16 protein-coding genes are annotated in these 20,475 nt (G+C 69.6%); 6 read left to right on the top strand and 10 right to left on the bottom strand.

Going from position 1 to position 20,475, the window contains the following annotated elements:
- Positions 1-78 precede the first annotated feature (78 nt).
- The 3 genes from BLW00_RS14335 (at position 79) to BLW00_RS14325 (ending at position 2,126) form a co-directional block, all read left to right on the top strand.
- Complete coding sequence (locus BLW00_RS14335; protein WP_092555311.1) at positions 79-672, top strand: TIGR03086 family metal-binding protein; 594 nt, start codon at positions 79-81, stop codon at positions 670-672.
- Between the two features lie 75 nt (positions 673-747).
- Positions 748-1,203 (top strand): GyrI-like domain-containing protein, encoded by a 456-nt coding sequence (locus tag BLW00_RS14330; protein ID WP_092555309.1) that lies wholly within the window; start codon positions 748-750, stop codon positions 1,201-1,203.
- Positions 1,200-2,126, top strand: coding sequence for an AraC family transcriptional regulator (locus BLW00_RS14325; RefSeq protein WP_092555307.1), 927 nt, complete (start codon positions 1,200-1,202; stop codon positions 2,124-2,126). The genes BLW00_RS14330 and BLW00_RS14325 overlap by 4 nt, the downstream gene beginning before the upstream one ends.
- 29 nt (positions 2,127-2,155) lie before the next feature.
- On the opposite strand, the gene BLW00_RS14320 is transcribed toward BLW00_RS14325, so the two are convergent.
- The 7 genes from BLW00_RS14320 to mnmA all read right to left on the bottom strand — a co-directional run bounded on the left by BLW00_RS14320 (position 2,156) and on the right by mnmA (position 11,033).
- Positions 2,156-2,671 carry a hypothetical protein gene (locus BLW00_RS14320; protein ID WP_092555305.1) on the bottom strand — a complete coding sequence of 172 codons (516 nt, stop codon included), beginning with the start codon at positions 2,669-2,671 and terminating at the stop codon, positions 2,156-2,158.
- A gap of 235 nt (positions 2,672-2,906) precedes the next feature.
- Positions 2,907-4,406 carry an Asp-tRNA(Asn)/Glu-tRNA(Gln) amidotransferase subunit GatB gene (gene gatB, locus BLW00_RS14315; protein ID WP_092555303.1) on the bottom strand — a complete coding sequence of 500 codons (1,500 nt, stop codon included), beginning with the start codon at positions 4,404-4,406 and terminating at the stop codon, positions 2,907-2,909.
- Complete coding sequence (gene gatA / locus BLW00_RS14310) at positions 4,406-5,950, bottom strand: Asp-tRNA(Asn)/Glu-tRNA(Gln) amidotransferase subunit GatA (protein WP_092555301.1); 1,545 nt, start codon at positions 5,948-5,950, stop codon at positions 4,406-4,408. The genes gatB and gatA overlap by 1 nt, the downstream gene beginning before the upstream one ends.
- On the bottom strand, positions 5,950-6,249 hold the full coding sequence (gene gatC, locus BLW00_RS14305; protein ID WP_092555299.1) for an Asp-tRNA(Asn)/Glu-tRNA(Gln) amidotransferase subunit GatC: 300 nt from the start codon (positions 6,247-6,249) through the stop codon (positions 5,950-5,952). The genes gatA and gatC overlap by 1 nt, the downstream gene beginning before the upstream one ends.
- 40 nt (positions 6,250-6,289) lie before the next feature.
- Positions 6,290-7,348, bottom strand: a complete 1,059-nt coding sequence (locus BLW00_RS14300; protein WP_245741595.1) for an alpha/beta hydrolase — start codon at positions 7,346-7,348, stop codon at positions 6,290-6,292.
- Positions 7,349-7,353: 5 nt separating this feature from the next.
- Entirely contained in the window at positions 7,354-9,858 is a 2,505-nt protein-coding gene (gene ligA, locus BLW00_RS14295) for an NAD-dependent DNA ligase LigA (RefSeq protein ID WP_092555295.1), read from the bottom strand.
- The gene (gene mnmA / locus BLW00_RS14290) at positions 9,858-11,033 is read right to left on the bottom strand and encodes a tRNA 2-thiouridine(34) synthase MnmA (protein ID WP_092555293.1); all 1,176 of its coding nucleotides are present in this window, start codon (positions 11,031-11,033) and stop codon (positions 9,858-9,860) included. The genes ligA and mnmA overlap by 1 nt, the downstream gene beginning before the upstream one ends.
- Before the next feature lie 97 nt (positions 11,034-11,130).
- On the opposite strand from mnmA, the gene BLW00_RS14285 reads away from it, so the two are divergent.
- Positions 11,131-12,108, top strand: a complete 978-nt coding sequence (locus tag BLW00_RS14285) for an endonuclease/exonuclease/phosphatase family protein (RefSeq protein WP_175494288.1) — start codon at positions 11,131-11,133, stop codon at positions 12,106-12,108.
- 93 nt (positions 12,109-12,201) lie between these two features.
- On the opposite strand, the gene BLW00_RS14280 is transcribed toward BLW00_RS14285, so the two are convergent.
- The gene (locus BLW00_RS14280) at positions 12,202-13,440 is read right to left on the bottom strand and encodes a cysteine desulfurase family protein (RefSeq protein ID WP_092555289.1); all 1,239 of its coding nucleotides are present in this window, start codon (positions 13,438-13,440) and stop codon (positions 12,202-12,204) included.
- Between the two features lie 50 nt (positions 13,441-13,490).
- On the opposite strand from BLW00_RS14280, the gene glgX reads away from it, so the two are divergent.
- On the top strand, positions 13,491-15,563 hold the full coding sequence (gene glgX / locus BLW00_RS14275) for a glycogen debranching protein GlgX (RefSeq protein ID WP_092555287.1): 2,073 nt from the start codon (positions 13,491-13,493) through the stop codon (positions 15,561-15,563).
- Here glgX and BLW00_RS14270 read toward each other — a convergent pair.
- Positions 15,548-16,999: a DHA2 family efflux MFS transporter permease subunit gene (locus BLW00_RS14270; RefSeq protein WP_245741594.1), complete on the bottom strand. Its 1,452-nt coding sequence runs from the start codon at positions 16,997-16,999 to the stop codon at positions 15,548-15,550. The genes glgX and BLW00_RS14270 overlap by 16 nt on opposite strands.
- 67 nt (positions 17,000-17,066) lie before the next feature.
- Here BLW00_RS14270 and BLW00_RS14265 point away from each other — a divergent pair, with 67 nt between their 5' ends.
- Entirely contained in the window at positions 17,067-17,693 is a 627-nt protein-coding gene (locus tag BLW00_RS14265; RefSeq protein WP_092555285.1) for a TetR/AcrR family transcriptional regulator, read from the top strand.
- A gap of 67 nt (positions 17,694-17,760) precedes the next feature.
- Here BLW00_RS14265 and glgP read toward each other — a convergent pair whose 3' ends face one another.
- Positions 17,761-20,337: an alpha-glucan family phosphorylase gene (gene glgP / locus BLW00_RS14260; RefSeq protein ID WP_092555283.1), complete on the bottom strand. Its 2,577-nt coding sequence runs from the start codon at positions 20,335-20,337 to the stop codon at positions 17,761-17,763.
- Between the last annotated feature and the right edge of the window lie 138 nt (positions 20,338-20,475).

Here is a 20,475-nt window from a genome sequence, read left to right as displayed (position 1 = left end):
ACCGGGTGCCGCGTTCGCGGATCGGAGGAATGCGCATCCGGGCCCCGTCATTGACAATAGAGATCGAAGGAGACCCGCATGACCGCCACCCGCACCCCGAAGACCGAGGCGACGACCTGGTTGCGCCTGCAGGAGCGTGCCCATCGCGAATTCGCGATCCGGGTCGCCGCCGTGACCGATTGGGAGGCGCCGACTCCCGACACCGACTGGAACGTCGCTCAGCTCGTGAGTCACGTCATCGAGGAACAGCAGTGGGTGCCGTGGCTGCTCTCCGGGCTCACCACGAGACAGGCCAAGGGCCGCTTGATGCCGCTGAGCGACGACCTCACTCACGAATGGCACCGGTATTCGCTCGCCGCCACGATCGCCTGGCACGACGCCTCGCCCGACGACCGGGTGAACCTGTCGTACGACACGGTGGCGGCGATCGACTACCTCAAGGAGCAGGTCTCCGACGTCACGATCCACACCTGGGATCTGGCGCGCGCCGTCGGAACCGACGAGCGGATCGACGAGGAGCTCATCGAGCACGTCTGGACCGTGTTCGCACCGCAGAAGGAGACCCTCCAGGCGAGCGGCCTCTACGCGTCACCCGTACCCGTGGCGGATGACGCGCCGCTGCAGTCGCGCCTGCTCGCGCTCACCGGACGCGACGACCGGGTGGTGGTCTGAGGCTCCTGCCCGATCGCCGCTGGTTCGTCGCAGCTTCGCAAGTATCGTCATGCCGCCCCGTTCTAGCGTGAGGGCATGAGAACAGAAGCACTCGAATCAGCGCTGACCGTGGTCGGACTCCCGCTCCGCACCTCGAACGAGGCGGCCGCGACGACCATCCCGCCGCACTGGGAGGCCTTCTCGACCGCCGGTGGCACCGAGCAGGTACCGGGCCGGCTCTCCGAGGACGTGTTCGCGGTCTACACCGACTTCGAGCACGAGGGCGTGTCCAACTCCGGCTACTACACCCTGGTGATCGGATGCCGCGTGGCCCATGACGCCGCTCCGCCGGCCAGCCTTGTGCGGGTCGTGGTGCCGGCATCCGATCGGGTGGTCTTTCCGGTCGCGGCCGGCCGGTCGGATCTCGTCGGAGCCGCGTGGCAGGAGATCTGGGCCCGCACGGACCTGCCGAAGACCTTCGTGGCCGACTACGAGCGGTATGCTCCCGACGGAGGGATCGAGATCTCGATCGGAGTGACGACGCCGCAGTGAACAGAGCCGACTACGTGCGCCAGGTCGTCGCGGTGTCCGATTTCATCTACGAGCATCTCGACGAAGATCTCGACCTGAACCGACTGGCCGAGGTGGCCCACGTGTCGCCGTTCCACTGGCACCGCATCTACCGGGCGATGTGCGGGGAGACCGCGGCTGCGACCGTGCGGCGCCTGCGACTGCAGCGCGCGGCCGACTACCTGGCCGGCACGACGCTGACGGTGCGGGAAGTGGCGGCCCGCAGCGGGTTCGCGAGCACCGAGGTGTTCTCGCGCTCCTTCTCGGCCGCGTACGGCATGCCGCCGGCACAGTACCGCAGTGTCGGTGCGCATGTGCAGTTCCGGGCGGGCACCGGGGTACCCGGGCCGACGGCTGCTTCTGGCCCAACCGCCGACGATCCCGGAGAGCCGTCCGCCGGGTCCGAGACCCGCGCGGTGGCCGCAGCCGCGCAACCTGCCGCCGCAGGCCGTCATCCGGTCGCGATCCGCGGGATCGAGGCCCGGGTCGTCGCGACCTCGCCGCACCGCGGTTCGTACCTCGACATCGGCCGCGTCTTCACACGGGTGCGCCAGGAGCTCGCCGTCGGCGGCGTCGAAGGGCGGATGCTCGCGGTCTACTACGACGACCCGGATGCGACCGACGCCCACGAACTGCGCTCCGCCGCCGGAGTCGTGGTCGCCGCCGATCACGCCGTTCCACCGTCGCTCGAACTCCTCGAGCTCCCCGCCGGTGAGTACGCGGTGCTCAGCTACCGCGGACCGTACGCCTCGATGCACGCGGCCTACACCTGGCTCTACGGTTCTTGGCTGCCGTCGAGCGGACGCACGCCTGGCGATCAACCAGTGGTCGAAGAGTACCTCACCGACCCGGCGACCACGGCGCCCGGCGAGCTCCGCACCGACATCCTGCTGCTCCTGGAATGAACTCGGGGCGTCACCGCCGCCCGCTCGTGCTAGCTCCGCAATTCGGAGGGCCGGCGATACGCCGTCGAGCCCGCCGGGCGGTAGACCAGGTCTTTCGGATGCGCCGCGCAGAGCTCGATGAGCAGCGCATCCAGATCGATGCGGAGGATCTCCAGCTCGGAGACGATCGAGGAGGGCCGTTCGTCGACGTTCTCGATGAAGATGTTGCACGCCGCGACCATGTAGTTGAGGGGGTTCCACGCAGTGGAACGCGGGCGCAGCGACTTGCGCGCCGTGCGGATCTCCTTGCGCAGGAGCACCACCGAGCGCATCACGCGATTGAGGTCGGAATCGGGGTCGGCGCGGTCGATCGAGAGTGGCGCCGCGCTCTGCTCGGGTGAGAGCGCACGGCGGGAGCCGATCTCGATGGTGAGCAGGCGGAGCGCGTTCACCTCGGCGATGCGCTCGACCCGCCGGCCCTTGCCGCGATCGATCAGCAGTGCCAGGAGAGCCCCGCCGGTGACGCTGATCGTCGTCACGATGATCTGGGCTACGAGAACGTCCATACCGTCACTCTACGAGCCACCACCGACACCCGAACGGGGGTCGACGGCGCGCCTCTCCGTCCCGCTCGACCCGCACATCGAGCCGCAGCAATGGAACGCGATCGAACGCGACAGGCCCTACTCGACGACCCAGGGTGACGGCGAGGCCGCGCGAGCGACCTCACCGGAACACGTCGCCTGCGCCGCACAGGGGACGGCGCAGCAGGAAGCCGCCGCGAAGCAGCGGCCTCCTGAACTATTCAGCGGCCCTCTCGATGACCAGTTCGCGCACGCGAGCCGCGTCGGCCTGGCCCTTCATGGCCTTCATGACCGCACCGATCACCGCGCCGGCGGCCTGCACCTTGCCGTCTTTGATCTTGGCGAGCACGTCGGGCTGGGCCGCGAGCGCCTCGTCGATGGCGGCGATCAGCGCACCGTCGTCGGACACCACGGCGAGACCGCGCGCATCCACGACCTTCTGCGGCGAACCCTCGCCGTCGATGACGCCCTCGAGCACCTGGCGGGCCAGGCGGTCATTGAGCGCTCCGCTGTCGATCAGGGAGACCAGGGCGGCCACGTCGGACGGTGAGACGAGCGATGCGGCTTCGGCCCCACGAGCGTTGGCGAGACGCGAGATCTCACCCGACCACCACTTGCGGGCGGCCTGGGGGGACGCCCCGGCGGCGACGGTCTCGGAGACCTCGACCAGGAGACCGGCGTTCTGCACGTCTTGGAACTCGAGGTCGGTGAAGCCCCACTCCTGCTTCAGCCGGCGCCGGCGAGCGGCGGGCGGCTCGGGCAGGGCGGCCCGCAACTCCTCGATCAGCTCGGCCGACGGCACGACGGGCAGCAGGTCGGGCTCGGGGAAGTAGCGGTAGTCGTCGGCGTCCGACTTCGGCCGGCCGGCCGAGGTGGCGCCGGTGTCTTCGTGCCAGTGCCGCGTCTCCTGGATGATGGTGCCGCCGTCAGCGAGGATCTGCGCCTGCCGCTGGATCTCGTAGCGCACCGCGCGCTCCACCGAGCGCAGCGAGTTGACGTTCTTGGTCTCGGTGCGCGTGCCGAGCTTCTCCTGGCCGTAGGGGCGCAGTGAGACGTTGGCGTCGCAGCGCAGGTTTCCGCGCTCCATCCGAGCATCCGAGATGCCGAGTGCCACGACGATGTCGCGGATCGTGGCGACGTACGCTTTGGCGAGCTCCGGCGCATCCGCACCGGCGCCGAAGATCGGCTTGGTGACGATCTCGACCAACGGCACGCCGGCCCGGTTGTAGTCGACCAGCGAGTACTCGGCGCCCTGGATGCGCCCGGTCGCGCCGCCGACGTGGGTCAGCTTTCCCGCGTCTTCCTCCATGTGCGCGCGCTCGATCGGCACCGTGAACGTGCGGCCGTCAGCGAGCTCCACGTCGACCGAGCCCTCGAAGGCGATCGGCTCGTCGTATTGCGAGATCTGGTAGTTCTTCGCCAGGTCGGGATAGAAGTAGTTCTTGCGCGCGAAGCGGCTGGAAGGGGCGATCGAGCAGCCGAGCGCCAGCCCGAGGCTGATGCTGTAGCGCACGGCCTGGCCGTTCACCACGGGCAGCGATCCGGGCAGACCCAGGTCGACCGGCGTGATGTTCGTGTTCGGCTCGCCGCCGAAGTAGTTCGGCGCGGTCGAGAACATCTTCGTGCGGGTGTTGAGCTCGACGTGCACCTCGAAGCCGAGCACCGGCTCGAAGAGTTCCAGGGCCTTGTCGAAGTCCATCAATTTCGCCTTCGCCATCAGACGGCTCCTTCCTGTGCCGCGGCCATCTCGCCCGGAGCGAGATCGGGAGCGAGGCTGATCAGTGTGTGACCCCAGGCCTGCTCGAGCAGGGCTTCGAGCGCACCGCCGACGTTGTAGAGGCGGGCGTCTTCGCGAGCGGGGGCGAGGAACTGGATGCCGACGGGCAGACCGTCCTCCCGGGCCAGGCCGACGGGCAGCGAGATGCCGGGGATGCCGGCGAGGTTGGCAGGGATCGTCGCGATGTCGTTGAGGTACATCGCCATCGGGTCGCCCGTATTCTGACCGAGCTTGAACGCGGTGGTCGGCGCCGTGGGCGAGACGAGCACGTCGGCCTGCTCGAACGCGGCCGCGAAGTCGCGCTGCACGAGGGTGCGCACCTTCTGGGCGCTGCCGTAGTAGGCGTCGTAGTAGCCGGCGCTCAGCGCATAGGTGCCGAGGATGATGCGGCGCTTGGCCTCGGCGCCGAAACCGGCCTCGCGAGTGGCCGACATGACGTCTTCGACGGTGCCGCCGCCCGGCGGGTTGACCCGCAGGCCGAAGCGCACCGAGTCGAACTTCGCCAGGTTGCTGGAGGCCTCCGCAGGCATGATCAGGTAGTAGGCCGCGATCGCGTATTCGAGGCTCGGCAGGCTCACGTCGACGATCTCGGCGCCCGCAGCCGCGAGCACGTCGAGCGCCTCCCGGAAGCGCTCGAGCACACCGGTCTGGAAGCCCTCGCCGTCGAGCTGCTGGATGACGCCGATCTTCAGGCCCTTCACGTCGGCGCGGCGCACGGCCTCGGCCATGCTCGGCCAGGCATCCGTGAGGGAGGTCGAATCGAAGGGGTCGTGTCCGGCGATGACGTCGTGCAGCATCGCGGAGTCGAGCACGGTGCGGCTGACCGGGCCGATCTGGTCGAGGCTCGAGGCCAGCGCGATCGCGCCGTAGCGGCTCACGCCGCCATAGGTGGGCTTGACGCCGACGGTGCCGGTGACGTGGGCGGGCTGACGGATCGAGCCGCCGGTGTCGCTGCCGAGTGCGAGCGGCGCCTCGAAGCTGGCGACGGCCGCGGCCGACCCGCCGCCGGAGCCGCCGGGGATGCGCTCGAGGTCCCACGGGTTGTGCGTGGGACCGTAGGCCGAGTGCTCGGTCGACGAGCCCATCGCGAATTCGTCCATGTTGGTCTTGCCGATCGGGATGAGACCCGCGGCGCGGAGCTTCACCATGACGGTGGCGTCATAGGGCGGAACCCAGCCCTCGAGGATCTTCGACCCGCTCGTGGTGGGCATGTCGTTCGTGACGATGACGTCTTTGATGGCGATGGGCACGCCGGCCAGCGGATGCAGTTCCTCCCCGGCCGCGCGACGTGCGTCGATCGCGGCCGCGGTGGCGAGGCTCGCCTCCGGAGCCGTGTGCAGGAAGGCGTGCACCTCGCCGTCGACCGCGGCGATGCGGTCGAGATGCGCCTTCGTGGCCTCGACGGAACTGACCTCGCCGGAGCCGAGCTTCTCGGCGAGCGCCGCAGCCGAGAGACGGATGAGTTCGTGCTCGTGGTGGCCCATCACTGCTCCTCTCCGAGGATGGCGGTCACGCGGAAGCGCGATCCGTCGTGGTCGGGGGCACCGGCGAGCGCCTGCTCGCTGGTGAGTGTGACGCCGGGCTCATCGTCGCGGTAGACGTTCTGCAGCGGGATCGGGTGGCTCGTGGCCGGCACGTCGGGAGTGGCGACCTCGGAGACCTTCGCGACGTTGTCGACGATCGAACCGAGCTCGCTCGTCAGGCTTTCGATCTCCTGAGGTGTCAGGGCGATCCGGGCGAGGTTCGCGAGATGCGCGACCTGCTCCTGGGTGATTTCGGACATGGTGCTCCGTGTTTCGATTCGCGAGGGGTGTGGCTTGATTCTATTCGGTGGCGCCGGGTGCGGTGGGGCGGGCGGTCGTGACCCGGTCGAGGAACTCGCGCGTGCGCTCGAGGGCGTGATGCGCCTCCTCGAAGTCGAGGTGGAACTGGTATTCGTGCGGCAGCGCCGGCTCGTGGTCGGCGGGCCAGAACAGCGAGGTGACGTCGACGCCGGCCGCGCGCATCCGCTCGGCCAGGGGCACGGACTGGATGTGGGTGAGTCCGTCGCCGTTGCCGCCGGAGACGAACACGGGCGGGAGGTCGGCGGTGACGAAGTCGATGGTGGACATCGTGGTGCCGGCCGCCGTCTCCGACCAGTTCTTGTGGCCGGTGTAGGCCCAGAGCGCGGTCTTGAAACCCCAGCCGATGAGGCCGGTGGCGCTCGTCATCGCCTGCAGGTCATAGAGACCGCAGTGCAGCAGCACCCCCGCGAGCTGCGACCGCTGGAGGGCGGGGACGATGCCGACGAGCCGGGCGTACTCCGGGTTCGTGGCCAAGACGGCGAGTTGGCTGGCGAGCTGCGCGCCGGCCGAGTCGCCCGCGAGCACGATGCGCTCGGGATCGATGCCGAATCGCTCGGAGTGCTCGACCAGGTAGCCGAGCGCCCGGTTCAGCTGGGTGACGGCGACCGGGTAGACCGCCTCGGGAGCGATCGTGTAGTCGAGGCCCACGGCGACGTAACCGTCGGCCGCGAGCAGCTTCAAGTAGGGCTCGACGTCGACCTTGCTGCCCGAGATCCAGGCGCCCCCGTGGATCCAGACCACCACCGGCCGTCGTTCGCCGGGTTTCGCCTCTGCCGCGAAGACGTCGAGCGCGGGGGTGAAGCCCGCGTCGCCGTATTCGACGTCACGGTGACTCGTGAACTCCACGTCGGGCACGGCCGGCACCATCTCGGCGCGCGTCTCGCGGGCGCCCTTCTCGAACACCCGCCGGATGACGAGCACCGCCGGCCAAGGCGTCGCGCGCAGCACGGCGGTGACGGCACCCCCGAGGGCCGCGGCGCCGAGCACAGCGCCGAGCACGGTGCGCCGTGGTCTGCCGGCGGCTCCGGCCTGCGTCATCCGGCTCATGCCGAGACGTCGCCGGAGGCCGGCTGGTCGCCCTGCGGGCCCCCCGCATCCGTCGCGGTGTCGGGCTTTGCATCCGTCACGGTGTCGGGCTTCGCATCCGTCGCCGCATCATCCGCGACGTCACCGGCCGGCTCCGCGCCGGCGGGTTCCGTGCCGGGCGGTTCCGTGCCGGGCATGGGCGGCAGCGCGCCCGGGCCCCGGCTCACCAGGATCGCGAACTCGGCCGCGTCGATGATCCGCAGCCCGAGCGCCTCGGCTTTGCCGAGCTTCGAGCCGGCGCCGGGGCCGGCGGCCACGAAATCGGTCTTCTTGCTCACGCTCGACGCGGCTTTGCCGCCGGCTTGGATGATCGCCTCGAGCGCGCCCTCGCGAGAGAACCCCTCGAGCGAGCCCGTCGCCACGACGGTCACGCCCTCGAGCACTCCCCCGCTTCCGACGGCTGCACCCGGGCCGGGATGCCCGGGTGTCGAGAACTGCACCCCCGCGGCCGCCCAGCGGTCGATGATCTCCACATGCCAGTCGACGGCGAACCAGTCGATCAGCGCGTCGGCGATGATGCCGCCGACGCCGTCGACGGAGGCCAGTTCTTCGCGAGTGGCCGCCCGGATGGCTTCCAGCGACCCGAAGTAGTCGGCGAGAGCCCGCGCGGCCACCGGACCGACGTGGCGGATACTCAGCGACACCAGGATGCGCCAGAGCGGCTTGGTCTTCGCCGTCTCGATGTTCGCGAGCAGCTCGACGGCGTTGCTCGACGGCACGGAATCCTCATCGCCCCAGAACACCTCGGCATCGGGGTCGTAGGCGGGATCAGCGTCGCGGCCCGTCTTGCGACGCTTGCGCCGGAACGGCGTGACGAGCTTCGGCGAACCGTCGTCGTTCAGCTTCTCGAGCCCGGTCTCGTTGTCGCGCACGATGACGCGGATCGGGAACAGGTCTTCCATGCGCAGCGAGAACAGCCCCGCCTCGGTGACGAGAGGCGGCTCCGGCGGCTCGGTCGGCTGCGTGAGCGCGGCGGCCGACACCTCGCCGAGCCCCTCGATGTCGAGCGCACCCCGCGACCCCACGTGCTCGACGCGGCCTCGCACCTGGGCTGGACAGCTGCGCGCGTTCGGGCAGCGCAGATCGATGTCGCCCTCCTTCGCGGGAGCGAGCTTCGTGCCGCACTCGGGGCAGAACTCGGGCATCACGAACTCGCGTTCCGTGCCGTCGCGCAGCTCGACCACCGGACCCAGGACTTCGGGGATCACGTCGCCGGCCTTGCGCAGCACGACCGTGTCGCCGATCAGCACGCCCTTGGCCTTCACCACGTCTTGGTTGTGCAGCGTCGCCTGGCGCACTTCCGAGCCCGCGACCTCGACCTTCTCCATCACGGCGAAGGGCGTGGCCCGGCCCGTGCGGCCGACGCTCACCACGATGTCGAGCAGCTTGGTGTTCACCTCTTCGGGCGGGTACTTGTAGGCCGTCGCCCAGCGCGGCGCGCGACTGGTGGCACCGAGCTCTTCGTGCAGCGCCAGGTCGTCGACCTTCACCACGATGCCGTCGATCTGGTGCTCCACGGCAGCACGGTGGACGCCGTAGTAGCGGATGAACTCCGCCACCTCGCCGATGGTGTCGAACACCCGGTAGTGCGTGGAGGTGGGCAGCCCCCAGCTCTTCAGGAGCTCGTACACCTCGCTCTGCGCGGCGACCGGCGGATTCGCCCAGGCGCCGATGCCGTGCACCAACATCTGCAGGCGGCTGAGCCGCGCGGTCACGAGGGCGAGCTGCTTCTCGTTCTTGCCTTCCGACTTCTGCCGCAGCGACCCCGCCGCCGCGTTGCGCGGGTTCGCGAACACGCGCTCGCCGGCGGCTTCCTGCCCCGCGTTCAACTCGTCGAACGCGGCCACGGGAAAGAAGATCTCGCCCCGCACCTCGACGAGAGGCGGATGCCCCGTTCCGGCCAGGCGCGCCGGGATGGACCTGATCTGCAACACGTTCTCGGTGACGTCTTCGCCCACCACGCCGTCGCCCCGGGTCGCGGCCGTGACCAGCACACCGTTCTCGTAGCGGAGGTTGATGGCGAGCCCGTCGATCTTCAGTTCGCTGAGGTAGCGCACTTTCGCGCGCCCCGCATCCCGCTCCACTTTCGAGGCCCACTCGTCGAGCTCTTCTTCGCTGAACACGTTGTCGAGGCTCAGCATCCGCTCGGCATGGGTGACGGGGCTGAACATGGTGGTGACCGCGCGACCGCCCACCGTCTGGGTGGGGCTGTCGGGCGATTGGAGTTCCGGATGCTCCCGCTCGAGTTCACCGAGCCGCCGCACCATGAGGTCGTAATCCTTGTCGGTGACCGTCGAGGCGTTCTTCTCGTAGTACTCGTCTCGCAGCTCCAGGATGCGCGTCGTCAGGTCGCGCGCCTCGGCTCTCGCGGCCTCGACGTCACTCGGCGTCTCCTGCGGCAGGGTCTCCGTCGCCGCGCCGGCGCCGTCGCTCGTGCTACGGCCCCTCCCCCGTGCGGCCATCAGGCACCGGCCCCCACGCGCGCAGCACCGTCGGAGGCGGGAACGTCGACCGCACCGACTCCGGCCAGGTCGGCAGCGACGGTGCGATCGATCGTGCACTGCCCCAGCACGCGAGTGCCCACGTAGACCACCGCGGTCTGCCCCGGCGCCACCCCGTTCAGCGGGGTGACGGGGGTGATGACGAGCTCCGGCGAACCGGCGGAATCGGGGCGCACCCGGGCCACGGCATCCACGGGGTCGGCGTGTGCCCGGATCTGCACCTGGCAGTCGAAGTCGAGTTCGGGATGCTCCGGCGCCAGCCCCGCCCAGGTGAACCGCGAACCGGCGATCTCGGCGATGTCGAGCGCCTCCTTCGGCCCCACCACCACCGTGTTCTCCTTCGGGCGCACCTCGAGAACGAAGCGGGGCTTGCCGTCGGCCGCCGGCATCCCGAGCTTGAGCCCGCGCCGCTGCCCCACGGTGAACGCGTGCGCGCCCTCGTGGGAACCGACCACCGCACCGGAGCGATCGACGATCGACCCGGTGGCCGTGCCGACCTTGTCGGCCAGCCAGCCGCTGGTGTTGCCGTCGGGAATGAAGCAGATGTCGTGGCTGTCGGGCTTCGTGGCCACCGAGAAGCCGCGCTCGGCGGCCTCGGCACGCACCTCGGCCTTCGACGGGGTGGCGCCCAACGGGAACATGCTGTGCGCGAGTTGCTCGGTGGTGAGCACGCCGAGCACGTAGGACTGGTCTTTCGCCCAGGCGGCCGCGCGGTGCAGTTCGCGGTTGCCCGCGGCATCCGTGGTGATCGAAGCGTAATGCCCCGTGCACACCGCGTCGAACCCGAGGTCGAGCGCCTTCTCCAGCAGCGCGGCGAACTTGATGCGCTCGTTGCAGCGCATGCACGGGTTGGGGGTGCGCCCGGCGGTGTATTCGGCGATGAAGTCGTCGACCACGTCGGCCTTGAACCGCTCTGAGAAATCCCACACGTAATAGGGGATGCCGATCTTGTTGGCGGCGCGCTGCGCATCCATCGAATCTTCGATCGTGCAGCAGCCGCGACTGCCCGTGCGCAGGGTTCCCGGCATGCGGCTCAGGGCCAGGTGCACTCCGACGACCTCGTGACCGGCCTCGACCGCTCGGGCGGCGGCGACGGCGGAGTCGACACCACCGCTCATTGCTGCGAGAACTTTCATGCCCTCCAGCATACGGTGGACCCCCGACACGCCGCCTGTGCGCGAGTCGCGCTGTGGATGGAGTGAATGCACAGTGTCCCGGTGCAGAATGAGTGCGATGTCAGCACTCCTCGAGGCACCGCGCGAGACCCGAGAGCCCTCACCGCGCCGGAGGCCGAGAACCCGAACGGGCCTTGCCGTGTTCGTGTGCGTGCTGGCCCTCGCGCTGGCTGCCGGAACGGCGCTGCACGTGTTCGCTCCGGAGTTCTTCGGCTTCAGTCTCGTGGTGGAGTCGGCGCTCCCCTGGTTCGGCCTGGCCATTCCGGTGCTGCTCGTGCTGGCATTCGTCAGCCGCGCCAAGGGCGCCGTGATCGCGGCGGTCGTTCCAGCCCTGGTCTGGTCGGTGATGTTCGTGCCCGCGATCGTTCCGCTCGCCTGGAGCGCTCCCGCGGCATCCGCCGACACCCTCACCGTGGCGAGCCAGAACGTGGAGGCCGACTCGGGAACGGCGGCCGACTCCGCCACGGCGCTGGCGGCATCCGGAGCCCAGGTGATCGCCCTGCAGGAGATGGACTCCGACGCACGCGACCAGGTCGAAGCCGTGCTGAGCGACAAGTACCCCTACTCCTACGGCATCGGCACCGTGGGTGTGTGGAGCACCTACCCGATCCTCAACGCGCAGGCCCTCGACCTCGGGCTCGGCTGGCAGCGGGCGATCGCCGCCGATCTGCAGACGCCGACCGGGCTCGTGAGCATCTACGTGATCCACGCGGCATCCGCCCGGCCCGGTGAGCACGCCGACCGCGACACCATGCTCGCCAACCTCGCCGACTACATCCCGCGCGACGAGAACGACCGCATCCTGATGGTGGGCGACTTCAACGCCGGCTCCTCCGACCGCAACATCGCCGGACTCACCGGGCAGCTGAGCGAAGCCAATCAGTCCGAGGGCGGCTTCGGGTTCACCTGGCCCGCCACCATGCCGGTCACGCGGCCCGACCACGTGCTGCAGCGCGGCATGGAGGTCACCTCGAACACCACCCTGCGCGCCGGCTCCTCCGACCACCTCGCGGTGCTCACCACCCTCAACCTCTGACGGTCGCCCGTTTCGGGAGGAGGAGAAGCAGACCACCTCGGAATACGGCCCCGGTTCGCTTCTCGTCCTCCCGAAACGGGCGCGCGCCCGCCGTCAGGAGCGCGGTGCGGAGACCGGGACGCGGTCGGCGAAGCCGGCCTTGCGCGCGGCGGCGTAGGCGGCCGGGAGGGCCGCTACGAGGGCGTCGACCTCGGCGGCCGTGGTGCCGTGGCCGAGGGTGAAGCGGAGCGCGCCGCGCGCCTCGTCATCGGGCACACCCATCGCCGTGAGCACATGGGAGACCTCAGGCACCCCGGCTTGGCAGGCGGAGCCCGTCGACACCGAGAAACCCTGCATGTCGAGCAGGAACAGCAACGAATCGCCCTCGCAGCCCGGGAACGTGAAGTGCGCGTTGCCGGGTAACCGACCCGCGGGTGAGGGGTCGCCGCGCAGCACCGCATCCGGAACGGCCGCCCGCACCCCCGCGATCAGCCGATCGCGCAGCTGCGCCAGCTCCGCGACGAATTCTGTGCGCTCGCCCCCCGGCTGCGGCACCAGGGCGGCCGCGGCCGCGAACGCCACCGCGCCCGCCACGTCTTGCGTGCCCGACCGCACGCGCTGCTGGTTGCCCCCGTGGATGAGCGGCTCCACCACGCTCCGTCGCGCCACGACGAGGGCGCCGATCCCCACGGGCCCGCCGATCTTGTGCGCCGACACGCTCAGCGCATCCGCCCCCACCGCCGCGAACGACAACGGCAGATACCCGTAGGCCGCCACCGCGTCGACGTGCACCGGCACCCCCGCCGCGCGCCCCACCGCGGCGAGCGCGGCGACATCCTGCACCGTGCCCACCTCGTTGTTGGCCCAGAGCAGCGACACCAGCGCGACGGATGCGCCGTGCAGCTCGAGCGCGGCCGCCAGCACCGCGGGGTCGAGCCGCCCCAGCGAATCGACGGGCAGCTGCACCACACGCGCACCCTCGTGCCGCGCGAGCCATTCGACGGCGTCGACGGTGGCGTGGTGTTCGCCGCCCGGGATCAACACGACCGGCCGCGATGCCGCCGAACCGGAACCGGCCCCGGGCACCAGCCCGCCGGTCTGCCGCGCCCAGTACAGCCCCTTGACGCCGAGATTGATCGACTCGGTGCCACCGGAGGTGAAGATCACCTCGATGGGCTCGGCCCCGAGCGACGCGGCGACGACCTCGCGCGACTCCTCGAGCATCCGCTTCGCCTGCTGCCCCTGACTGTGGATCGACGACGGATTCCCCACCAGCCCGAGCGCATCGACATAGGCCGAGCGCGCCACCGGAAGCATCGGCGTGGTGGCGGCGTGGTCGAGGTAGACGGGCATGGTTTCCTGCGGATTTCAGCGGATGATCGGTGACAACTACTCTAAGTCTCATGACTGCGGCCGATCCGTTCGCTCGGATGGGCGTTCGACAGACTTCTCACGGGGGCGAGATCCGGGTGTGGTCGGAGAACGCCTCGAGCATCGAACTCTGCCTCTACGACGACAAAGACCCGAACTGGATCGTGAAGACGGTTCCGTTCACCCGCGACCCCGCCTCGAACGTGTGGACGGCGCGCACCCGCAGCCTCACCCCGGGCCGCCGCTACACGCTCCGCGTCGACGGCCCGATGGGTCCGGATTCGCCGATGAACGCCTTCGACCCCGAGATCCCGCTCCTCGACCCCTATGCCCGCGGCCTCGTGCGCTCGGGCCGCGAGCAATGGCGGAGCGTGGTGATCGACGAGGAGTTCAACTGGAACGGCGTCACCAAGCCGAACACGCCGCTCGACCACACGGTCATCTACGAGGCCCACGTCAAGGGGCTCTCCAAGCTCAACAACCGCATCCCCGAACACCTGCGCGGCACCTACGCAGGTCTCGCCCACGAGACCAGCATCGGCTACCTGAAGAGCCTCGGAGTGACGGCCGTGGAGCTGCTGCCCGTGCACGCCTTCGTCTCCGAGCAGCGGCTGCAGAAGCAGGGGCTCACGAATTACTGGGGCTACAACACCCTCGGCTTCTTCGCACCCCACAACCTCTACGCCTCACGCGCCGCCCAGGCCGAGGGGCCGGGTGCGGTGCTGCGCGAGTTCAAGGGCATGGTGAAACTGCTACACGAGGCCGGGCTCGAGGTCATCCTCGACGTGGTCTACAACCACACCGCCGAAGAGGGGCGGATGGGCCCGACCTCGAGCTTCCGCGGCATCGACAACGCCGGCTACTACCGGCAGACCGCGCGCGGCGACTACATCGACGTGACCGGATGCGGCAACTCGATCGACACCGCCACTCCGGCCGTGTCGCGGATGATCCTCGACTCGCTGAAGTACTGGGCGAACGACGTGCAGATCGACGGGTTCCGCTTCGACCTGGCCGCCACGCTCGGCCGCAACCAGGACAACTACTTCGACCACGAGCATCCGCTCATCAAGGGCATCGTCGACGACCCCGAGCTGGCCGGCGTGAAGATGATCGCCGAGCCGTGGGACGTCGGCATGGGCGGCTGGCAGACGGGCAACTTCCCGCGCGGCTGGTCGGAGTGGAACGACCGCTTCCGCGACCGCATGCGCAAGTTCTGGTTGCGCGACATCAAGTCGATCCGCGAGAACGGATCGCCCGGCGACGGGGTCGGGATGCTCGCCACGCGCATCGCGGGATCGTCGAGCACCTTCGCCCAGGCTCGCGGCCCCCTGGCGTCGGTGAACTTCGTGACCGCGCACGACGGCTTCACCCTCGCCGACCTCACCGCCTACAACGTGAAGCACAACGTGGGCAACGGCGAGGCCAACCGCGACGGCAGCGAAAACAACATGTCGTACAACCACGGCATCGAAGGGCCCACCTCCTCGCGCACCATCGAGCAATCGCGCCGGCGCGCAATGCGCAACCTCATGGGCACCCTGTTGCTCTCGGCAGGGGTGCCGATGATCACGGCGGGCGACGAGTTCGGCCGCAGCCAGAAGGGCAACAACAACGCCTACTGCCACGACTCCGAACTCACCTGGTTGAGCTGGGACAGACGGACCTGGCAGAAAGACCTCTGGCGCACCACCCAGCACCTGCTCCGGATGCGTCGCGAGAACCCCGCGCTGCGCCCGGTGCGCTACGGCGTGTTCGGCGAGCGCACGCCGAGCGCCAGCCAGATGGACTGGTATGACGCCGGGGGCGACACCATGTCGGTTCCCGACTGGAACTCGCCGGAGAACCGCACCCTCATCTACGTAGCGGCGTCGACTCCCGAGCACGAGGAGTTCAACCGGATCCTCACCGTGATCCACGGCGTCGAGGCGCCGGAGCGGGTGACGCTGCCCTTGCACGACGGTGTGACCGCGTACGAACTCCTGTGGGACTCGGCGCATGACGTGCCGGAGCCCCACCACCACGACGCACCACTCCCCCGGTTCGCGCCGGGGGAGGTGGTGGACGTGGCGGCGACGTCGATGCAGCTCTACCGCGCCGTCTGAACCTCGCGGGTCCGTGGCGCCCGGCCGGCGGGCAGAGCCAGGGAGATCAGGGCTGCCAGCGCCAGGGCGCCGGCTCCTACCCAGATCGCGGGGATGGCGGCATCCACGTAGCCCGTGGGGGTGAAGACTCCGCCGTTGGCCGTGAAGATGGCCGTCAGGGCGGCTATGCCGAGGGCGACACCGATCTCGCGGAGGGTGGAGTTGGTGCCCGAGGCCTTCGCGTTGTCCTGCGGCGTCATGTTGGCGAGCACGGCCGTCGACGAGGGCGCGAAGACCAGTCCCATGCCGACGCCCGCGAAGACGAACGCCGGCAGCATCGTGCCGTAGGAGACATCCGGAGCCATCGTGGAGGCGAACCAGCCCACGCCGATCGCCTGGAACAGCAGCCCCACGACGATCAGCAGCCGCGTGCCCACCCGCGGCGCGATGAAGCCGGCCAGGGGCGCGATCACCATGGGCGCGAGCGTCCACGGCATGGTCAGCACACCGGCTTCCAGCGGCGACTTGCCCTGCACGATCTGCAGGAACTGGATGAGGATGAAGATCGACCCGAACACCCCGAAGCTGAACACGAGACCCACCACGTTGGCCACCGAGAAGCTCCGGTCGCGGAACAGCCGCAGCGGCAACAGCGGGTTCGGCACCCGCGACTCCCACACGATGAAGGCCGCGATCAGCGCGGCGCCGCCGATGATCGCGCCCAGCACCTCGAGGCTCCCCCATCCCGCGTCGTTGCCCCGGATGATGCCGTAGACCACGCCGAGCACGCCGACCCCCGCGAGCAGCACACCCACGACGTCGGCCCGGAGCCGCGCACCGAAGGAGTTCGGGAGAGCCAGGAGCACGAGCGGGAAGGTGACGAGGCCGACGGGCACGTTGATCCAGAAGATCGCGTCCCAGTTCCAGCCCTGGATGACGGCGCCGCCGATGAGCGGGCCGAGCGCGACGCCGAGGCCCGAGATACCGCCCCAGATGCCGATGGCGAGCGGGCGCATCCGGGCGCCGACGGAGCCGACCAGCAGGGTGAGCGACAGCGGCATGAGCGCTGCGGCTCCCGCACCCTGCACCGCGCGGGCCGCGATGAGCATCCACGGTTCCGTGCTCACGGCGCAGAGAGCCGAGGCGACCGTGAAGATGCCGATGCCCCAGAGGAAGACGGTGCGCCGCCCCAGCCGGTCGCCGAGGGCGACCGCGAAGAGCATGAGGCTGGCGAAGCTCAGTGTGTAGGCGTTGACGAACCACTGCAGCTGCTCGACCGAGGCCGAGAGCTGCTCGCCCAGGACGGGCAGCGCGCTGGTCACCACGAGGTTGTCGAGGGTGGCCATGAACATGGGCAGGGAGGCCGCCACGATGGCAAGCCAGATGGGGATGCGACGGCCAGACGCGGTCGAGCCCGCCGGAGCAGTCGTCTCGGCCGCCGATTCGGTGATTGCCACGAGCAATCCTTCCACGAATTAGGTAATCGGATGATTACAACGCAACCATAAGTAATCAACTGATACCATGTCAAGCGTGATCGAGAAGAAGTCCCGGATGGCCGCCGACGAGCGCCGCGTGCTGGTGCTCGACGCGGCATCGACCGTGTTCGGCAACGCCGGGTACGCCGGCGCGACGACCGACATGGTGGCGCGGGCGGCGGGCGTCAGCCAGCCCTACGTGGTGCGCATGTTCGGTACCAAGGAACAGCTCTTCCTCGAGGTGCTGCATCGCGCGCTCGAGCGCATCATGAGCGCGTTCCGGGAAGCAATCGCGGGCGACCCAGAGGTGCCGGTGGCTCGTCGCCTCGGCAACGCCTACTTCACTCTCACGGCCGATCGCAGCATCCTGCTCAACCTCATGCACGCCTTCGTGCTCGGCGCCGACCCCGTCATCGGCGTGCAGGCGCGTTGCGGCTTCATGGACGTGTACCGCCTGCTGCGTGAGGAGGCCGGCATGAGCGCGGAGGAGGCATCCGAGTTCCTCGCCGGCGGCATGCTCGCGAACGTCGTGCTCGGCATGCGTCTCTTCGACGACTACGCCACCGACCCCGCGGTGCGCGAGCTGCTCGGCGCGGTCTTCCCCGAGAAGCTCGAACTCATCCGGAAGGGCCACCCGCCCCTCCCGGCGAGTACCCCGCCCCGCGTCACCTGACGAGATTGTGCGCAAATAGCGACAACCGACGCCCTATACGCGTCGGTTGTCGCTATTTGCGCAATTTCTAGTGCGCCACCGCGATGAGCCCCAGCTCGGCCGGCGAGGCCAGGTTCGCGTGCTTCGGCACCACCCGCACGGTGTACCCGAACGACCCCGCGCGCGCCAGTTCGACCGTGCCCGAGTAGACCAGCGGCGAACCGTCGGCGGCGGGATGCGCGTCGCCGAGGTGCGGCGTCGACAACTCCACCGTGGCCGCATCCGTGAGGTCGTCGCCGTGCACCGCGTGCCCGTAGACCACTTCCACCGCGACGTCCGGCGGAGTGAGCCCACCGAGCTGGATGTGCGCCCGCACGTGCAGCACGTCGCCCACCTGGGGCGTGTCGTCGAGTCCGCCCGACTCCACGTGCACCACCGAGACACCGGGCCACGCCGCTCGCACCCGCTCCTTCCACTCCGACAGCTCACGAGCAGCCTCGTGGTCGTCGGCCGTCATGACCCGCTCGGCCGCGGCCGCGGGGATGTAGAGCCGCTGCACGTACTCGCGCACCATGCGCTCGGCGCTGAGCTCGGGCGACAGGGTCGAGAGCGTGTGACGGATCGACTGCATCCAGTGTTCGGGAATCCCGTCGGCGTCGCGGTCGTAGAAGCGCGGAGCGACCTGGTTCTCCATGAGGTCGTAGAGGGCCTCGGCCTCGAGGGAGTCACGCTCCTCGGCGTCACCCGCCGAGTCGGCCGTCGGGATGGCCCAGCCGTTCTCGCCGTCGAAGTACTCGTTCCACCAGCCGTCGAGGATCGACAGGTTCAGCCCGCCGTTCAGCGCCGCCTTCATGCCGGAGGTTCCGCACGCCTCGAGGGGCCGCAGCGGGTTGTTGAGCCACACGTCGGTGCCCGGGTAGAGCACCTGCGCCATGCCGATGTCGTAGTTGGGGAGGAAGACGATGCGGTGCCGCACCTCGGGGTCGGAGGCGAACTGCACGAACTTCTGGATGAGCCGCTTGCCCTCCTCGTCGGCCGGATGCGACTTGCCGGCCACCACGAGCTGGATCGGCCGCTGCGGATTCAGCAGGATCGACTTCAGCCGCTCGGGATCGTGCAGCATCAGCGTGAGTCGCTTGTAGGTCGGCACCCGCCGCGCGAATCCGATCGTCAGCACCGAGGGGTCGAGCAGGCTCTGGAACCACGCCGGAGGGATGGAATCGGGGTTCTGGTCGCGCCAGGCCTCGGTGACCCGGCGTCGGGCGTCCTGCACCAGCTGCCGGCGCATGTCGCCGCGCACGGCCCACAGCTCGGCATCCGTCACCGCGTCCGACGCCCAGTCGGCCGCAGTCGTGTCGCCCGTGCCCAGCTTGGTGCGGGCGAGTTCCTGCAGGAGGGGGTCGGTCCAGGTGGGTGCATGCACCCCGTTCGTCACCGAGGTGATCGGCACGTCGGCGCGGTCGAATCCCGGCCAGAGCCCGGCGAACATGCCGCGGCTGACCGCACCGTGCAGCTGGGAGACGCCGTTCGCGCGCTGTCCGAGGCGCAGGCCCATCACGGCCATGTTGAAGACGTCGGGCGAGCCGCCGTCGTAGTCCTCGGCGCCGAGTGCCAGCACGGAGCCGACGTCGAGCCCGGGCAGCATGTCGGTGGAGAAGTACCGTTCCATCAGCGACCGCTCGAAGCGGTCGATGCCGGCTGGAACCGGCGTGTGCGTGGTGAACACGGTGCCCGCGCGCACGACCTGCAGCGCCTCGTCGAACGACAGCCCGCCGCCGATCAGGTTCGAGATGCGCTCGAGACCGAGGAACCCGGCGTGCCCCTCATTGGTGTGGTACACCTCGGGCATCGGTGAATCGGTGAGCTCGGAGACCACTTCGAGGGCCCGCACGCCGCCGATGCCGAGCAGGAGTTCCTGCAGCAGGCGATGCTCTCCCCCACCGCCGTAGAGCCGGTCGGTGACGCTGCGCAGGTCGTCGTCGTTGTCGGGGATGTCGGTGTCGAGCATCAGGAGCCGCACGCGACCCACCTGGGCCTGCCAGATGCGGGCGTAGAGCGCCCGGTCGCCGGGCAGGGCGAGCACGATCTGCGCGGGGGTGCCGTCGGCCAGCCGCAGCACCGAGAGCGGCAGGCCGTCGGGGTCGAGCACGGGGTAGCTCTCCTCCTGCCAGCCGTCGCGCGAGATCGCCTGGGTGAAGTAGCCGGAACGGTAGAACAGGCCGACGCCGATGATCGGCACGCCGAGGTCGGAGGCCGCCTTCAGGTGGTCGCCGGCCAGGATGCCGAGCCCGCCGGAATACTGCGGGAGCGCTGCGGCGATGCCGAACTCCGGCGAGAAGTACCCGATCGACGCGGGCCGAGGGCCCTCCAGACCCTGGTACCAGCGCGGCTCCCTGAGGTACGCGTTCAAGTCGTCGCGCAGGCTGTTGGCCCAGGCCACGAACCCCGGATCGGCAGCGAGCTGCTCGAGCCGTTCCGGTCGCACGGCGCCCAGCAGCGCCACCGGATCGCCCTGTGTGGTGTGCCAGTCCTCGGGCGAGATGTGAGCGAAGATCTGCCGGGTGGGCTCGTGCCACGCCCAGCGCAGGTTCGCGGCGAGCTCACCCAGCGCCGAGAGCGACTCCGGCAGCACGGATCGGACGGTGAACCTGCGGATCGCCTTCACGCGAGAATCTCCTTCATCGGCGCTGCAGCGCCGGTCGAACGATCGCCGCCGATGGGCAAGGCGGCGGCCCCCGCTAGCCTAGGGCAGACGCGTTACCAGGGCGTGAACGTCGCGGATATGCCGCGCAGTCCCCGCACG

It is taken from the genome of Herbiconiux ginsengi (assembly GCF_900107435.1).
Taxonomy (GTDB): Bacteria; Actinomycetota; Actinomycetes; order Actinomycetales; family Microbacteriaceae; genus Herbiconiux; species Herbiconiux ginsengi.
The sequence above is the reverse complement of the archived record's forward strand: the minus strand, read 5'-3'. Positions and strand labels throughout refer to the sequence as shown.

What these genes read in the sequence shown, in the direction of transcription:
- BLW00_RS14335 (WP_092555311.1), top strand. Translation starts at nt 79, where the DNA reads ATGACCGCCACCCGCACCCCGAAGACCGAGGCGACGACCTGGTTGCGC.
- BLW00_RS14330 (WP_092555309.1), top strand. Translation starts at nt 748, where the DNA reads ATGAGAACAGAAGCACTCGAATCAGCGCTGACCGTGGTCGGACTCCCG.
- BLW00_RS14320 (WP_092555305.1), bottom strand. Translation starts at nt 2,671, where the DNA reads ATGGACGTTCTCGTAGCCCAGATCATCGTGACGACGATCAGCGTCACC.
- gatB (WP_092555303.1), bottom strand. Translation starts at nt 4,406, where the DNA reads ATGGCGAAGGCGAAATTGATGGACTTCGACAAGGCCCTGGAACTCTTC.
- gatA (WP_092555301.1), bottom strand. Translation starts at nt 5,950, where the DNA reads ATGGGCCACCACGAGCACGAACTCATCCGTCTCTCGGCTGCGGCGCTC.
- gatC (WP_092555299.1), bottom strand. Translation starts at nt 6,249, where the DNA reads ATGTCCGAAATCACCCAGGAGCAGGTCGCGCATCTCGCGAACCTCGCC.
- BLW00_RS14300 (WP_245741595.1), bottom strand. Translation starts at nt 7,348, where the DNA reads ATGACGCAGGCCGGAGCCGCCGGCAGACCACGGCGCACCGTGCTCGGC.
- ligA (WP_092555295.1), bottom strand. Translation starts at nt 9,858, where the DNA reads ATGGCCGCACGGGGGAGGGGCCGTAGCACGAGCGACGGCGCCGGCGCG.
- mnmA (WP_092555293.1), bottom strand. Translation starts at nt 11,033, where the DNA reads ATGAAAGTTCTCGCAGCAATGAGCGGTGGTGTCGACTCCGCCGTCGCC.
- BLW00_RS14285 (WP_175494288.1), top strand. Translation starts at nt 11,131, where the DNA reads ATGTCAGCACTCCTCGAGGCACCGCGCGAGACCCGAGAGCCCTCACCG.
- BLW00_RS14280 (WP_092555289.1), bottom strand. Translation starts at nt 13,440, where the DNA reads ATGCCCGTCTACCTCGACCACGCCGCCACCACGCCGATGCTTCCGGTG.
- glgX (WP_092555287.1), top strand. Translation starts at nt 13,491, where the DNA reads ATGACTGCGGCCGATCCGTTCGCTCGGATGGGCGTTCGACAGACTTCT.
- BLW00_RS14265 (WP_092555285.1), top strand. Translation starts at nt 17,067, where the DNA reads ATGTCAAGCGTGATCGAGAAGAAGTCCCGGATGGCCGCCGACGAGCGC.